This is a genomic window from Alteromonas abrolhosensis, from assembly GCF_001953635.1.
Classification (GTDB): Bacteria; Pseudomonadota; Gammaproteobacteria; order Enterobacterales; family Alteromonadaceae; genus Alteromonas; species Alteromonas abrolhosensis.
On sequence record NZ_MEJH01000011.1, the window covers coordinates 95010 to 112301 of the forward strand.

The window sequence follows — 17292 nt, forward strand, 5'->3', positions numbered from 1 at the left end:
GTCGTATGAAACTGTCGTTACGTGTAAAGACAATAACAGGCATAGCATCAATAGCAGCGCTTTTGCTGCTAGTGCTCATTGTGACTGTTTTTCAGTTGCTTAACGACCTTGTCGACAGTAACGTGAAAAAATCAGCCGACACGACGGTTGCCCTTTTTGTGTCTACAACTAAAAATGCGTTTTTAAGCTACGATTTAGCAGCACTTGATGCTGATGTCTCTGAGATACTCACAAACCCCAATATTGCGTATGTCAAAGTTAAGGACAAGCTGGATAGAGTTTTCGTTGAAAAAGGCAGCGCCGAAGCCCTGAGCCGCCCCTTCGTTGCCGATACAAGTGTGTCAAAAGCCGATGACGGCATTTACGATACCCGTGCGCCTATCATGGTAAACAGCACCTTGTACGGTTATGTAGAGATTGGCCTTAACATTGCCTCGGTCACTGAATCAGTATCAAGGGTAAGAAGCTGGACCGTAACGCTGGCTTTATTAGAGTTTATTCTAGTTGGCTTGTGCTCTTATTTGCTTGGCTCTTACCTAATGTCGCAACTTCGTCAGTTACACGAAGGGGCGAAGCGGTTGGGTGATGCAGTTAAGCACAACAGCTATCAAGATGTCTTCATCCCCGTGCGCGGTACAGATGAGTTAAGCGAGCTGGCAGAAGCTTTTAACCAACTTGTTGAACGCCTGAAAGAGGAACATGCCCAACGCCAGAACGCCCAAGATGAGTTAAAAGAGCTTAATACGCTACTTGAAGAAAAGGTTCAGGACAGGACTGCGTTGCTGCATCAGAAAAACTATCAACTTCAAGAAGCTAATAAGGACTTAAAAGAAACGCAGGTTCAGCTACTACAAGCTGAAAAAATGGCGTCAGTGGGGCAACTGGCTGCAGGTGTCGCTCATGAGATTAATAATCCTGTGGGCTTTGTTAGTAGCAATATCTCGACACTCAGCGAATACGTCGCTACTTACCAAATGATTTTCTCCCAAATTAATGTGGTGCTTGATGCACAAGATGAGACTAAGCGCGCTTCTGCCTTAGCGGATTTGGAGAAAATGCTAGCCAATCAAGACATGGCATTTATTAACGAAGACATTACCGACCTTCTGAGTGATTCGAGAGACGGGTTGCATCGGGTTGCAGAAATTGTGAAGGGGTTGAAGCTGTTCTCTCGTGTGGATAGCGATCATATGCAACAACACAACATTAATGATTGCGTACGCACTACCCTTGCGATGGTGAACAACCAGTTAAAGTACATCTGCACCGTTGAAACTCATTTAGGTAGAGTTCCTGATGTTGCCATGAACGTAGGCAAGATTTCACAGGTTGTAACCAACTTGCTTATAAACGCGGGGCAAGCTATCGAAAGCACAGGTAAAAACGGCAAAGTAACCATTACGACCTGTACCGTAGGCAAGTTTGTCGAGCTTCGTATAGAAGATACGGGTTGTGGTATTCCATCGAGTCATTTAGACAAACTCTTCAACCCATTTTTTACAACTAAACCTGAAGGGCAAGGCACAGGCCTAGGTCTTTCAATTTCGTTTGGCATTGCTCAAGAGCATGGCGGCACGCTCTCAGCCACCAGCAAAGAGGGAGAAGGAAGCGTATTCACCTTAGCGCTCCCCATTGATTCAGACTCAGATAAAAAGTCAGAGAGCGAAGGATGAAGCAAGTATTAGTGTTATCAAGCAGCATTGCGTGTAATAGTTGTAACGTCGCGTATAAGGATAATAATTTATGACAGAGCCTACTACAGAACAAACCACGACCTATACGGTACTATTTGTTGACGACGAACCGAATATTCTTCGGGCTATTAAGCGTGCGCTGTTTACTATGGATATTACGTTACTGCTAGCTGATAGTGGCGCAAAGGCGTTGGAGTTAATGAGTAATAATGATGTTCATGTGGTGATTTCGGACATGAAAATGCCGCAGATGTCAGGAGCGGAATTACTCGAGCAGGTTGCTATCAATTATCCTGAAACCTTTAGAGTTGTACTAACGGGCTATGCCGACATTGAATCGACTATTAAGGCTGTAAACCAAGGCAAGATTCACCGCTACCTGCAAAAGCCATGGGACAATCAAGAGCTTATTGCTGTGGTTGAAGAAGGCCTTGAGCGAGTAAAGCTAAAGGCAGAAAACCTTCGCCTTCAAAAATTAACTCGGCTTCAAAATAGGAAGTTACGCGACGTAAATGCTTCACTAGAACAAGTTGTTCAAAAGCGTACTCGTCAAATAAAGGCTGCACTACATAAAATAGAAAAGCACAATATTGCCATGGAGCAAGTGCTCTTTAACGTGATAAGCATTAACCCTAATATCAATGGTAAATTCGCCATCGAAGTTAGCGAGTTGGCGTCGAAGCTTGCACGCATTGCCCGCCTAGAGAAAGAAGAGATTAAACAGGTTCGCTACGCCGGTCTTATTTGTGAACTAGGTCTGCTGGGGCTTGAAACCGAAGACTTCAACGCGCCGTTTTCCAAGCTCAAATACCAGCAGCAGCAAAATTATTTATCGCAAACCAAGCAAGCGGCGTTAATACTTGCACCGGCTCATGAGCTTCATCAAGTATCCGACATTATTGAATTTCAGTTCGAGCACTATAATGGCTCTGGCTTGTATAATAAGGTTGCAAAGGAAATTCCTGCAGGCGCGCGCATCTTGGCCATTGCCCGAGATTACTGGCGGTTAGTAACTGGGCGCATGAGCGGTATAGAGATGAGCCCTCGCGATGCCAAACTAGAAATGAAAAAGCACAGAAACACCCGCTACGACGGTGAGTTTTTGGATCTGTTACTTGAAGCAGAAGATGTAACCACGTCTAAGCTGCTTTCTACATCATTAAAAGCCACCCAGCTCAAAGCAGGCATGGTACTTGCCCAGAATTTGTACAACGACAGCCACATTCTGATCCTTCCAGAGGGTCATGTTTTTAGTGATGCCACCATTCAAAAATTAGTGCATTTTGAAGAGGAACGTGGAAAAGCGTTTAGTATTCAAATAGAACCAGAAGAGCTTTCTGCTACTATAAGTGAGTAAGTTCTGAAGGCTATGTGCTTAGAAAAAGGCGGGCGTTTCATTAATCATGTCTCGCTTTGTCTTGGTCTTTTATTTAGGCTGCACTATCCCCATTGATAAACTAAGTGAAATTCCCTGAAGCAAATCTCGGTCTTTTGAGTACTCTTTGAGTCAAAACCGGTACGGAATGATTTGCTGTGCGAACAGATTAAATGCGCTTTATGCTTATGGCGCGAGTTCGCCTAACCGACAAAGAAGGCTTTTTGTATGACACATTTTGATTATATTTGTATTGGCGGCGGTAGTGGCGGTATCGCATCGGCGAATCGAGCTGCTAAGCACGGAAAAAAGGCCGCGATTATTGAGGCGAAAGATATCGGCGGTACGTGCGTAAACGTGGGCTGTGTACCTAAAAAAGCCATGTGGTACGGAGCGCAGGTTGCTGAAGCCATCCACCGCTATGCGCCTGAATACGGGTTCGATTTGTCGGTGAATCACTTTAGTTGGGACAGTCTTATTGCCAGCCGCCAGGCTTATATTGAGCGAATTCATGCCTCGTACGACCGCGTTCTTACTGCAAACGACGTTACCTTAATTCGCGGTTTTGCGAAGTTTATTGATAACAACACGGTTGAAGTAAACGGCGAAAAGTACACGGCTGATCATATTACGATTGCTGTAGGCGGCCGCCCAATCATCCCAGATATCGAAGGTGCGCAGTACGGTATTGATTCTGATGGTTTCTTTGCCCTAAAAGAGCAGCCAAAGCGCGCTGTCGTGGTTGGCGCAGGCTATATTGGGGTTGAACTGGCAGGCGTACTTCACGCTCTTGGCACAGAATCGCACCTGGTAGTTCGCAAACACGCCCCGCTTAGAAATTTCGACCCTATTATTCATGAAACCCTGGTTGACATGATCCACGCTGAAGGCTGCAAATTGCACGACCATGCTAGCGTAGAGAAAGTGGAAAAAGCTGACGATGGCGAGCTATCAGTACACTTAACCAATGGCGAAGTGCTAAAAGCTGACTGCCTGATTTGGGCGATTGGCAGAAAACCCTCTACCGATAAAATTGATATTGAAAATACCGACGTTGAACTGAACGACAACGGCACGGTTAAGGTAGATAAATATCAAAACACTACGGCAAAGAACGTTTATGCGGTAGGCGATATTACCGGTGAAGCAGAGCTTACTCCGGTGGCAGTTAAAGCGGGTCGCTTGCTAAGCGAACGCTTATTCAACGGCCAAAAAGACGCTCACATGGATTATTCAATGATTCCAACCGTAGTGTTTAGCCACCCACCCATTGGCACTATTGGCTTAACCGAGCCAGAAGCCATTGAAGAATACGGTGAAGATAACATTAAAGTGTACACCTCTAGTTTTGCGTCTATGTACACCGCGGTAACCCGCCACCGTCAAATGACCAAGATGAAACTTGTATGCGCGGGTAAAGACGAAAAAGTGGTAGGCCTTCACGGTATTGGGCACGGCATGGACGAAATTCTGCAAGGCTTCGCCGTTGCCATAAAGATGGGCGCGACTAAAGCTGACTTTGATGCGTGTGTAGCTATTCACCCTACCAGTGCAGAAGAGTTTGTTACGATGACCTAGGAATATGCGCTTAATTGAGTGCTTTCTTTTAAAAACCGGCATTAGCTTACAGCTAAATGCCGGTTTTTTATGTTCTTAACTTACCTTTTCTAGCTCGACGGGCACACCATTTAGCACCGCATTTCCCGATAGCTCGTCTACCTGTAAATCGTCTGTAAGAATGTTAGTGTTTACCCCAGGGTGCTGACTTGCCACAGACAGCTTTATGCCTTTCTTGTTGTGTCCCCATCCATGTGGAATAGACACCACACCGGGCATTATTGCATCTGTGATTTCAGCCTCTATGGTTAGTTGGCCGACTCGCGATTTCACACTTACTTCATCGCCATCTGTAATGCCATATTTAGCCCCGTCATCAGGATGAAGCTGCAGCGTACAGCGGTTGTTGCCTTTCACCATACGAGGGCTGTTATGCAGCCACGAGTTATTGGTTTTAATATGCCGCCGCCCTATTAAAACAACGGACTGATTTTGCTGCGCAACATGGTTCGCTTTTCCAAAAAAATGAGTGTTAACCCTGTCTAAATCAGCCATGAAGTACTCAAAATCTAAGTGAATTTTCTTATCTTCATGGAACAAGGCGTGAGGCAAGGACGGTTGCAGCGGCCCCAAATCGATACCATGTGGGTGTGCTTTAAGCGTATCAATCGACAACCCGCCTTCCGGAATAGCGGTTGGAGTTTCGTTTAAGTTAGCGTCGGTGACTTCTTTTTTACTTGCTGCTCGACCATAAAGACCTGCTTGCAACAAATCGTCGACCACACCTTTAGGCTGCTTGTCCCAAAGCGCAGCATAGTGTGCGGTGCTTTTTCCGTTTAGCGCATCGAGCCTTTCGGCTAACGAAAGGTATATTTGCCAGTCGCTAAGCTGGTCTTCGTCAATGTCTACCACCGCTTCGGAGTACTTAGCAAAATTTCGCACGGCAAAGTTGTGAAAAACAATATCGTAATGGTCACGTTCTAGCGCGGTTACCGGAGGAAGAATCACATCAGCATGACGGGAGGTTTCGGTAACGTAAAAGTCTACCGCAACCATAAAGTCGAGTTCTTCAAATGCCTTATCAAGCTGCTCTGCATTTGGCGTAGTGACCACGGGATTACCTGCACCAATTACCATGGCCTTAATTTGTCCTTCTCCCGGGGTTAAAATTTCCTCGGCTAAACACGCTACCGGATACTCACCAGCAAACGCAGGGAGCCCTCTTACGCGAGAGGTAAATCCGCCCATGCTGCCCTTGCCTGATACAGGTAGTACGTCAGCGGCTGGCTGAGTGAACATCATGCCACCTCGCTTATCTAAGTTTCCGGTAAGCATGTTAAACAGCATGATGAGATACTGAGTGAGCGTACCAAACGATTGTACACTAGCCCCCATCCTTCCATAACAAACTGCAGACTCAGCATTGCAGAAGTCCAAAACAAGCTGAGTGATTTGTGAAGCCGAAATACCGGTAAACTCGCTCACCTTTTGTGGTGAATAGTCGCGAACGTATTTTTCGACCGCTTTTATGTCCTCGGCATAAGGTAAAATTTCATCCGCCTTGCATAACTGCTTTTCGAACAATACATGCAGCATAGCTAGCAGTAACAGCGCGTCACTGCCTGGACGAATAAAGTGATGTTCACAGCTGATATCGGCGGTTTCACTGCGTTTAGGGTCGATAACGACGACTTTCCCACCGCGTTTTTGAATACCCTTTAAACGCTTTTTCACATTTGGCACGGTCATAATACTGCCATTAGAGGCCAGTGGATTTCCGCCGATGATCATAAAGTGCTGCGTGTGATCAATGTCAGGAATGGGAATTTGGGAGATATGACCAAACAGTCGTCGACTAACAATGTGATGTGGCAACTGGTCAACGGAGGTAGCGGAATAGCGGTTGTGCGACTTGAGAGCACGATAGAAATACGGCCCGAATAATATTGAGCCCATATTGTGCGCATTGGGATTACCTAAATACACACCAACCGCATTATTGCCGTGTGCCTGCTGGATGTGGTGTAACTTGCTTGCGACCAAATCAAAGGCTTCATCCCACCCGATCTCTTCCCAGGCGCTGTCTTCGCCGTCAATTCGTACCCTTTTTACAGGGCGCTTCAAGCGGTCAGGATCATCGTACAAGTCTTTTAACGCACTCGCTTTCGGGCAAATATGTCCTTGGCTAAAGGGGTTATCTTTATCTCCTTTAATTGACAGTATTTGACGGCCTTCCGTCGCTACCTCAATACCACACATTGCTTCACAAAGCGTACAAGTAGAATAATGCAATTGTTGTTCAGCGTTGCTCACGGTAATTCCTACACAATTCACTGTTAATGACTTGTTACGAAATTAGCGATTATTGCTGTAATAGACAAGCATCACTGAAAGTAATGGGGAAGGAAAAGACACCTCGCCCGTATTAGGCGAGGTGGTATTAGTTAGAATGAGTAAGTCACACCAAGGGTTGCCGTGGTGCCTAACCCTTTAATATTGTAGCCACCGTAAGTATACGACTGAGCGCGCGCAGGATAGTAGTCGCTGTTAAACAGGTTCTCGACACCCATAAACGCATTCCAGTTTTCAGCGAACTGGTATTGTCCACTTAGGTTAACAATATTGTAGCTCGATATAGGTCCTTGATCGCCCACATAGTCGCCGTCAGCATTTGGCGAGAAGCGTTTACGATCACCCACATACAGATAGCTAACTGTTAGTGATAAAGTGTCTGATGGCTTCCAATTTACGTTTGCTGTTGCTTTGGGTGGGCTAATTTGGCGAGAGCCAAGGTACACGTCAGCTTCGGTATTTTTCCCTTCAACGTAACTATATGTGGCTACCACGTTGAGCGTTTCAGAGATTCGATAGTCTACTAAGCCTTCGTAACCCCAAATTTCCTGTGGTGCGCGTACAGGCTCATATACACCTGTCACCTCGTTGAAACTATTGGTCGTACCGAGTTCAGATGTACTTCTGTAAGCCGCAACTTCAAGGCGTATCTGGTCGAAAAGAGAAGTGAAACCCACTTCGTAGTTATCGATGATAGAAGCTTCCGTTTGAATAAGACCAATATCATCTACCGTTGCAGCGCGCAGTAGGCGGCCAATGTCAGCGATGTCTGAACCTTGCGAGTAATTGAAGAACGGGCTAAAGCTGTCGCTCCAGTTGTACTTTATCGCAATATTATAAGTAGTGGCGTCGTAATCTATGGTGTCACCCGTAACCTGAAGAGGAACAGAACATTGGGTTTCTGAGCGACACAGCTTCAGTGTTTCGTAGTCATCAACCGATAAGTCGATGCTTTCCCTTCTCACACCAGCCTTTACGATAACGTCGTCGCTAATTACCCATTTCGTTTGTAAAAAGCCAGCTAAGCTGTCCATTTCCATCTCAGGTACCCACACTCGCCCATCAACCAGCGGCTGTGAGGTGGTGTCTTTCAGTGCGTCGATACCATAAATGAACGTAGCTTCAACACCATCAAAATCAACCGCAGTATTAAACGTCGCGCGAGCGCCGCGCTTTTCAGAGCGAATAATAGACTGACCACCGTCGTAGCCTTCATCAGGATTAGCTAAGTTAGGTGAAAAGAAAAATACGTTCTCAATATCCTGTGTGTACACATCAAGCGTCATTTCGCTGTTTGCAAAGATATTGCTGTCTGTGTATTTCAGAGTGATGTTCTCATTACCGTCAGGTCCCTGAGGTTTACCGCGTTTTTGCAGAGCTTCAGGTACGTGAATAGCGTAGGTTTTAACACCTTCGTTGATGTCTCCGGGAACATCCGCCAAGTCAGTTTTTTGTTGAGAGCTAAAGTAGTTGTAGCTGAACTGAAGACGTTTTTCTTGGTCGAAGTCGTAACCTAATTTGGTAAAGTAATTCTGTGTTTCAGCATCTGACAAACCGTACTGCAAACCTAGAATATCGCCTTCAGCATCGCGCTGAACGCCGTTTTCTTCGTAGCTGGCGGTAACAAGGTAATCAAAATTCTCCACCTTGCCGTTAATCGCAGCTGAAATACGTGCACCGGCTGACTCTTCAAGCTTCACTGCGCTAAAACGTGAGGACAAACTCACTTGCCCCTCATGCGTGTCTTGCGCCGTTGCTTGTTTGGTAATGTAGTTGATAATTCCGCCCGACGCCCCGTTACCATAAACAGACGTGGCGCCCTTAATTACCTCAATTCTAGCAAGCGCGCTAGGATCAATCGTTTTCACACCTAACGAGCCATTTCTAAGCGGCGTAGACTGAGGCACGCCGTCAATCATCACAAGCGGAGCTCGTCCGCGCAACGACTGGCCAGTATTGCTCGAACTACCCGTATCAGGAGCTAAGCCCGGTACCATCTGCGCTAACAAGCTTTGTAGTTCAGGGTTCACCTTCAGGTGATCCTCAATCTGTTTTCTGGAAATAACGGTGATCGATGCGGGTACTTCATCAATACTTTCGATAACACGACTTCCAGAAACAATAATGCGTTCCATATCGTTTGGAGCATCATTCGCGAGAGAAGGTGCACTAACAGCTAGGGCAATAAGCGTAAGCGATGGTTTAAACATGAAAACTCTTTTTAGAAAATAGGTTTAGGAAAGGCGCGTTATACTAAAGGTGTAGATGCACAATGTAAAGCTAATGAAAATTATTCTCATTATCTTGAACGGTTTTAATAATGAGCGTTAGATAATGAAAATAAGATGAGATGAATTTGAAGCCCTTCGCTCAGCTATAAAAGCGCGTCATTTGTAATGGCGTTTATACCAAAAATAAAACCCTGTAATTGTAAAAAACGCTGGAAGTAATGCGATAAATAACCAGATGAATTCGAGCAATGGGCCTGCGAAATCGCCTATGTGAAATTTGTATTTGAAGTTCCACACCTGCGTCGCCACGTTCGCTTTTGACGCATCGTAATAGCCCGTTACTTTCCCATTCAAAGGGTTTGCCCATACCCAACTATAGGCGTGGCTTTCACCTGGGTTTTGCATTCTAAACCCTAGGTGTTCACTCGGCTTTTTAGGGAAATAAATGCGAAATAATGACGCATTGGGAAAAACTTCCATGGCATTTTGGTAGGCGTCATCAATCGCCACTAGAGTGATATTCGTGTCGTAAGTTAACGGCTCTGGAACTGGCCTAGTCTCGACCTCTGAAAAAGTAACAGCTTCCACCACCTGCTGCGTAGCGCCTTTCCAATTAAACGCCATACCGCTAAACGCGATAAGTATGAGCGGTATAGCTAAATAAACGCCCAGCACTGTATGAAGTTGATACATGAGAATTCGAAACTTGGCGCGGCGTTTAATCGCAAGGCGTTTTATTCTATTTTTTGGCTTGACCCAAAGGTAAAAACCCACAATTACTTCAAGAAGTAGAACTAAGGCACTAACAGACACCCAATTTCGAAGTGGCCTTTCGTTGTCACCATCTTGATACAACAGCCATCGATGGATAGCCATGGTGAACCCATAAAACGTGCTGTAATAATCGTATCTATGAAGTATTTCGGCAGAGTTAGGGTTAACGCTCATGTATTCGCTGTTGTTGAGCTTCGCTTGCCAAGCAAGTTCAGGGTCTGACTCGGGCATTAAGAGCTCAATTTTCTTACCCGTCTGGTTTTCTAACGAGTTCACAATACTGGAAAGCGGTAGCGGCGAGCCTTGAGGTTTTATGGTCCACTTTTCTGGCTGGACCAAGGTTTGGATATCTTTTGCATAGATGAGCAGCGCACCGGTGATACTAAGGCAAATAATAAATAACCCACACGCCAGCGCTAAAATAAGATGCAGTCGTCGTACCCAAAGTTTCAAAACAGCGCTCACATATTGCGAAATAAATGCGAATAGTAACGATTATCGAGAATAGTTCAATGAAAGTTAAACGCTAAAATCAGACTTACAATCGCATTAGGTAAATGAATCTCTCCCACTTTGAAGTAAGATTAACCTTAGCTTTACAATTCAAGAGTGCGTCATTTAAGGCTAACTCATGTACTCTGATGTAGACAGAAAATAAATAACAAGCGGTTGGAAACACAATTATGATAAAGACAAAGAAAAGTTTACTGGCCATCACGCTAGTAAGTGCTTTGGGCTTAGGTGCAGTACCTACCACATTCGCCCAGAACGACAGTGAAGAAAAAACAGAATCTGACATTGAAAAGTGGGACGTGAATAACCCACCTTACGCCCTTAATGAAGTTACAATTAAAACCAGTGAAACGACGTGGTCTAGCTTAGATATTGCTCCAAACGGCGAGTTCATGGTTTTTGACATGTTGGGCGACTTGTACAAAGTTAGCATGAGTGGCGGCGATGCGACGCCGCTTACGCAAGACTTCGCATGGAATATTCACCCTTCAATTTCTCCAGACGGCAAGCAAATCGCATTTATCTCGGATAAAGATGGATTAAGCAACGTATGGGTTATGGACATTGACGGCAGTAATCTACGTCAGGTAACCAAAGAGAAAAACAATCTTATCCACTCTCCTAAGTGGAGCCCAGACGGCGAATACCTAGTGGTTACCAAGGGCATTATGTCTAGCCGTAGTATTCCGGCTGGCGAGATTTGGATGTACCACAAATCAGGTGGTGACGGCCTACAAATTAAAGCCCGCAATAGCGGAAAGCGCGACCAACAAAACATTGCCGACCCTGTATTCTCTCATGACGGCAAGTACATTTACTTTACCGAAAATACCGTTCCGGGTGCCCGCTTTGAATATAACCGCGACCCGTTAGAAGGCATTTTTGCTATCACTCGCTACGACCGCGAAACCGGTGAAGAAAGTCGCTATATTAGCGGTACGGGCGGCGCTGTAGTCCCTACACCTTCACCTGACGGTAAATACATCGCTTTTGTGCGTCGTGTTAAAGATAGAACCGCGCTTTTCATTAAAGACATTAAGACAGGCGTAGAAACACCACTGACGTTGGAACTAGAGCGAGATATGCAAGAAGGCTTTGGCTCGGAAGGTTACTTTGCCTACTTCGACTGGATGCCGGACAGCAGCAAAATCGTATATTGGACAGGTGGTAAGTTCCACACCATCGACGTGAAAGATAAAACCACAAGCACAATGAACGTAACCGTTGAAGGCACGGTGAAATTCGCAGATGCGCTTCGCTTTGACGTTGATGTAGCGCCAGATGAATTTGACGTTCGTATGATTCGCTGGTCTCAAATGTCGCCCGACGGAAAAACCGTTCTCTTCCAAGCGCTAGGTAAACTTTATGTGCGCGATGTGAAGTCAGGCAAAATTAAACGATTAACTAAACAAAACGATCACGACGAATACTATCCGCGTTTTTCTAACGACGGAAAGTCGATTGTTTATACGACTTGGAATGACCAAGACCTAGGTACCGTTCGCGTGGTTTCTGCTCGCGGTGGTAAAGGAAAGGTTATTACCCAGCAGCCAGGTCACTACATTGAACCGTCGTTCTCTGCCGATGGCGAGAAAGTGGTTTTCCGCAAATTTACAGGCGGCTACTTACTAGACCCCAAATACTCGGTTGAGCCAGGTATTTATGTAGCGGACCTTGAAGACGACACGGTAGAAAAAGTCTCTGAAGGCGGCTATAACGCGCATTTCGCGGGTAACGATGATCGAGTGTATTTCACCGAATCAGCAGGCGGCGAAGCTTACTACGAGACCCAGCTTTCAAGCGTCAACCTTAAAGGTAACGACAAGCGAACTCACCTTTACGGTGCAGATAAGGTAAGTGAGTACAAACTTTCACATGATAAGAAATGGGTTGCGTTTGTTTACCAGTTCAAAACGTACGTTGCGCCGTTTGTTGAAAATGGCAAGCGCATTACCATAGGCCCGAACATGACCTCACTGCCGGTAACGCAGCTTTCAAGCCGCGCGGGTGAATATTTAACGTGGTCGCCTGACAATAAAACCCTAAGCTGGTTTAACGGCCCTACGCTATTTAGCCGTTCACTTGATGAAGCTTTTGCCTTTGTTGATGGCGCTGCGGAAACGCTGCCTGAGCCGGTAGCTGAAGGTATGGATTTGTCGTTCACCACTAAAGCTGATAAGCCATCTGGTTACAAAGCCTTGGTTGGCGGTAAAGTGGTAACCATGCGCGATGCCGACAATACCCAAGAGGTGATTGAAGATGGCGTTGTGCTGATTAAAGACAACCGCATTGAAGCAGTGGGTAAACGTGGCGATGTGACCATTCCTGATGATGCCATGCAAATAGACACCACAGGTAAAACCATTATCCCAGGGCTTGTTGATGCGCACGCTCACGGCTCACAGGGTCGTAATGAGATTATTCCTCAGCAAAACTGGAGTCAGTACTCTAATGTGTCGTTTGGTGTAACGACCATTCATGACCCTTCAAACGACACGACAGAAATTTTTGCTGCGGCTGAATTACAGCGTAGAGGCGATATTGTTGCGCCGCGTATCTACTCTACCGGCACTATTTTATATGGTGCAGAAGGACTAGGTTATAAAGCGATTATCAACAATTATGAAGATGCCTATTTCCACGTAGAGCGCTTGAAAGAAGCCGGTGCTATTTCAGTGAAAAGCTACAATCAGCCGCGTCGTGACCAGCGTCAGCAAGTGCTGTGGGCAGCAAAAAATCAAGAGATGATGGTAGTGCCTGAAGGAGGCGGTAAGCTTCAGCAGAACCTGACTATGTTGGTAGATGGCCATACGGGTCTTGAGCACAGCATTCCTGTTGAAAAAGGCTACAGTGATGTTACTCAACTATGGAAAGCCACAGAGTTTGGCTATACGCCGACCTTTGTTGTGTCGTACGGCGGCATGATGGGTGAAGAGTACTGGTACGACAAAACTGAAGTGTGGAAGAACCCGCGTCTTCTTCGCTACACCCCGTCGACTATTCTAGATAGCCGTGCGATCCGCAGACCTACTGCGCCAGAAAATCAGTACAACCACCAAAACGTAGCAAGCTACGCCAAAGAGCTTCGAGATAATGGGGTCAGTGTACATATTGGCGCTCACGGACAGCGTGAAGGCTTAGCGGCGCACTGGGAACTGTGGATCATGGAACAAGGCGGCTTTACGCCTTGGGAAGCGCTACGCGGTGGTACTATTGATGGCGCGAAACACCTAGGTATGGGCAAAGATCTTGGCAGTATCGAAAAAGGTAAACTTGCTGACCTTGTAGTGATTGATGGCGACGTATTAAGCGACATTAGAAAGAGTGAATTCGTAGAATACACTGTACTAAATGGACGCGTATACGAGTCGGCCACCATGAACGAAGTAGGCAGTAAGAAAAAACGCAAGCCGTTCTTCTTTGAACAAGACAATGCTACCTTTATGCCGCAACAAACGGCAGATGATGTGGAAGCGAAAGCGCACCACTATCATTGGGAACATTAATCAAGAAAGCGCTAAACAAAACGGGGCTTCACATTATGTGAAGCCCCTTTTACTTTCAGTCAGTAAATCTGGTCTTTCTATCGGTTTCGGCCATACTGTTCGTGCGACGAGACCCAGTCTGAAGAACTAATGGCTGACGCTAGCGATATCTCACCGGCCAATACAACCGACGCCACGATTTCTGCAAATTTATACACCCGGTCTCGCCCATAGCAGTCGAGCAATTCTAAGCACTCTCGCTGTGTGCCAATGCCGGTACCGCCGCCATAAGTAGCCACAATAAGCGATGGTATGGTGATAGACACGTATAAGTCGCCGTCGTCAGTTAGTTCCGAATACATCATTGCCGCCGACGATTCAGATACGTTTGCAACATCTTGTCCTGTGGCGATAAACATGGCAGTGATACCATTTGGTGAATGCAGACCCGTGTTATTCACACCAGACAAGAAAGAGCCTACACCAGCCACACGGCCGTGGTAGTCAATTTGTTTAGGGTCAACGCGCATTACTTCTAACAAATGCTCTCGTTTAATAGTGGCTTCAGCTGTCACTCGTTTACCACGGGTACGCATAATGTTTATTTGAGAGGCTTTCTTGTCGGTGGCAAAGTTAGATTCTAGATAGAAGTTTTCTATCCCCTCGTAGTGATCGAGTATCCACCCGCATGCCGCGAACGTAGCGCGGCCCACCATGTTCTGACCTGCGGCATCGCCGGTCCTAAAGTTAAATCGTAAGAACGCAAATTTATTCGATAGAAAGTGGTCGATATAAGTCAACTTGGCAACGCTTGAAGTCGCTTCTGCTTCTTCTTTAATCTTCTCAAAATTCTCTTTTATCCACTTCACGAAGTCCCTGGCACCCCGGGCATTTTCGAAGATAAAAACCGGTGCGCGCTGCATGGCATCATCGACGACCGTTGCCGTTACGCCACCACTCATGTTGAGCAATTTCATACCCCGATTATACGAAGCCACCAAAGTACCCTCGGTCGTCGCGAGTGGAACCACAAACTCACCTTGTGCGTGCTCTCCGTTTATCTTCAAAGGCCCTGCAATTCCAATAGGAACCTGCGCTACACCAATAAAATGCTCAATGTTACCTTTAAGCTGCTGTGGATCGATAGAGTACTTACCCACGTGATTAATTTTCTTTCCCGTGGCGCTTTCGAAATATTCTTGGCGTGTTTTTATAATGCTTTCGCCGTAGTCATCCATGTCGTCACGAGGAATAAATGCACTGCGTTGCCCCGGCGCCGTAATATTATCTTCCACTTCGAATTTGAGTTTTCCAAACGGTGAGGCAGAGAAACAAATCCCCAGTTTTCTTTTTTCAGGGCAAGGCGCTTCGTCGATATCCAAATGCACAGTAATGGTTTGACGTAAACCGAAGGGTTCCCCATCTGACTTGTTTAGTGCTTCTACAGAAATGCAGGAGTCGGCAGAGAGTTGAAGTGAAATCTTATGTTCTGGAATTTTTTCGCCATCTAGCGATATCCATTTTACTTCTTTAATGGTTGCGTCTTTCAATCTGTTTTTCAGAGAAAAAGATAAGCCTTTATCTGTCTTTGTAAGACTTGCGCGAGTATAGAGTTGCTTTAAAAGTATGCTAGGCACAAACATGAGGCTTCCTTCTGTGTGTTCTTACTGTGTTATTTTCATATTCCTTTGTTTTTTATAGCACATTCTTTATACAGTTCTATGACTTCTTTATATTTGCTTGCTAAATAATCGCGTCATTTTCATCTTCAATTTTGAGCCAACCACTTTCAAAAATGCGCCAACCCCAATGAAATTGTGTGCTACAGAAATATAGACCTTAGCAGTAATTCATCAAGTTCCCAACCTGCCTACAGTGAACACCGTCACCGCAGTTATGTTGACCACAAGGTATCTGGTAGTAACAAAAAGGAGGCGTCAGGGACTGTGATGCCAAGGAGAAAAAGCCTAAACGGAAGCGGCAGCCAGATACCTTTAACGTGGTTTAACCAAAAGCGAGACAAATACAAAAAAATCACTAACACAAGGAATGGAAATGAGAACAGGACTGTTTAGAAAGGAAGTCATTGATGAGCAATCAAATGCAGTTGAAGGACGTTTTTTGATGACACCGAAGCCTGTTTATTCTGCCATTGCTGGATTGCTTGTTGTTTGGATTGTGGCGCTGATAATTTATTTAAATACCGAGAGCTATTCACGCAAGACGTCAGTAAGCGGATGGCTAGAACCAAGCCATGGCGTGTTTAAGCTTTATGCGGATGCAAGACGTGGAAAAGTGCTGGAGGTGTTAGTCAGCGAAGGGCAGTTAGTTAATAAGGGAACACCGTTAATAAAGATTAACTACAGCAGCGATGATGCATTAGGTAACAGAGTTAGTACGCAACTGCTTATGGAACTTGAAGCGAAGCAAAGTCGAACGCATCAAAGTATTCAGCGCCTTCGCGCGTTACATCATGCACAGCAACAACGCTTAGAAGAGCAGCTAGTCCAAGCCAAGCAAACATTATCAGCTTTAGACGCGATCGTTAAACTGTCTCAAACTCAGTGGGCATTGGCTTTTAAGCAATGGGAAAAAGCACAAGCCTTATTAAGCCAAGGGCACATAAGCCAAGCAGACTTTGAAAACCGTACACTCCAGCGATTGACCGCTGAGCAACAACTCACGTTAGCCCAAAAAGATCAAAATGACGAACGGGCAAAGATAACAGCACTTAATCATGAGCTTGTCACCTTGCCTAAGCAGCAGGCCAACGAAATGGCGAACGTGGAGAACACGTATAGCGACCTTACTCAACAAATCGTAAGCCATAAAAGTAACGCAGAGGAAACAATTTATGCGCCTCATAGTGGCGTGATATCGGGTCTTCATGTAAAGACGGGATATACCATTGATAGTTCTCGCCCGCTTCTTACTTTGCTTCCTAAAAACGCCGACATTCAAGCGCGCATCGCCGTTCCCGTGCGTTCTTCAGGATTTTTACGCAAGGGACAGGCCTTACATATTCGATATGACGCTTTTCCCTATCAAAAGTTTGGTGTGCAGTCTGGCGAGATAGTAAAAATTTCTCCTTCGCTTGTGCTACCCGGCGAGCTTACGGATGTGCCCATTTCAATAAGCGAACCTGCCTATCTTGTTACTGCAACGCTCACCACCAATGAAATTATGGCATATGGAAATAGTATTTCATTGAAAGCTGGAATGACATTTTCTGCAGACGTGGATTTAAGCCAACGTACGTTGATGGAGTGGCTAATGGAGCCACTGTATAGCATAACTGGGAAGCTGTGATC

At 45.7% G+C, this 17292-nt stretch carries 9 protein-coding genes; 5 read left to right on the forward strand and 4 right to left on the reverse strand.

Translation table 11 applies throughout. The features are described from left to right. The first annotated feature begins 5 nt into the window (after positions 1–5). The 3 genes from BGK61_RS15570 to gorA all read left to right on the forward strand — a co-directional run bounded on the left by BGK61_RS15570 (position 6) and on the right by gorA (position 4647). Positions 6–1673 carry a HAMP domain-containing sensor histidine kinase gene (locus BGK61_RS15570; protein ID WP_076011176.1) on the forward strand — a complete coding sequence of 556 codons (1668 nt, stop codon included), beginning with the start codon at positions 6–8 and terminating at the stop codon, positions 1671–1673. Positions 1674–1743: 70 nt separating this feature from the next. Continuing rightward, the gene (nosR, locus tag BGK61_RS15575) at positions 1744–3051 is read left to right on the forward strand and encodes a response regulator c-di-GMP phosphodiesterase, NosR family (RefSeq protein WP_076011177.1); all 1308 of its coding nucleotides are present in this window, start codon (positions 1744–1746) and stop codon (positions 3049–3051) included. Between the two features lie 246 nt (positions 3052–3297). Further along, positions 3298–4647, forward strand: coding sequence for a glutathione-disulfide reductase (gene gorA / locus BGK61_RS15580; RefSeq protein WP_076011178.1), 1350 nt, complete (start codon positions 3298–3300; stop codon positions 4645–4647). A gap of 75 nt (positions 4648–4722) precedes the next feature. Here the strand turns inward: gorA and BGK61_RS15585 are convergent, their stop codons facing one another. The 3 genes from BGK61_RS15585 to BGK61_RS15595 form a co-directional block, all read right to left on the reverse strand. Further along, complete coding sequence (locus tag BGK61_RS15585) at positions 4723–6939, reverse strand: molybdopterin oxidoreductase family protein (protein WP_076011179.1); 2217 nt, start codon at positions 6937–6939, stop codon at positions 4723–4725. A 131-nt stretch (positions 6940–7070) separates the two neighbouring features. Then, positions 7071–9188 carry a TonB-dependent receptor gene (locus BGK61_RS15590; protein ID WP_076011180.1) on the reverse strand — a complete coding sequence of 706 codons (2118 nt, stop codon included), beginning with the start codon at positions 9186–9188 and terminating at the stop codon, positions 7071–7073. A 177-nt stretch (positions 9189–9365) separates the two neighbouring features. Next, the gene (locus tag BGK61_RS15595) at positions 9366–10436 is read right to left on the reverse strand and encodes a PepSY-associated TM helix domain-containing protein (RefSeq protein WP_076011188.1); all 1071 of its coding nucleotides are present in this window, start codon (positions 10434–10436) and stop codon (positions 9366–9368) included. Between the two features lie 230 nt (positions 10437–10666). On the opposite strand from BGK61_RS15595, the gene BGK61_RS15600 reads away from it, so the two are divergent. Then, a complete protein-coding gene (locus tag BGK61_RS15600; protein WP_076011181.1) occupies positions 10667–14002 on the forward strand; it encodes an amidohydrolase family protein in 3336 nt (1111 codons plus the stop codon). A 77-nt stretch (positions 14003–14079) separates the two neighbouring features. Here BGK61_RS15600 and BGK61_RS15605 read toward each other — a convergent pair whose 3' ends face one another. After that, complete coding sequence (locus BGK61_RS15605; protein ID WP_014999744.1) at positions 14080–15624, reverse strand: hydroxymethylglutaryl-CoA reductase; 1545 nt, start codon at positions 15622–15624, stop codon at positions 14080–14082. Positions 15625–16036: 412 nt separating this feature from the next. Here BGK61_RS15605 and BGK61_RS15610 point away from each other — a divergent pair, with 412 nt between their 5' ends. After that, positions 16037–17290 carry an HlyD family secretion protein gene (locus BGK61_RS15610; protein WP_076011182.1) on the forward strand — a complete coding sequence of 418 codons (1254 nt, stop codon included), beginning with the start codon at positions 16037–16039 and terminating at the stop codon, positions 17288–17290. The last annotated feature ends 2 nt before the right edge of the window (positions 17291–17292 follow it).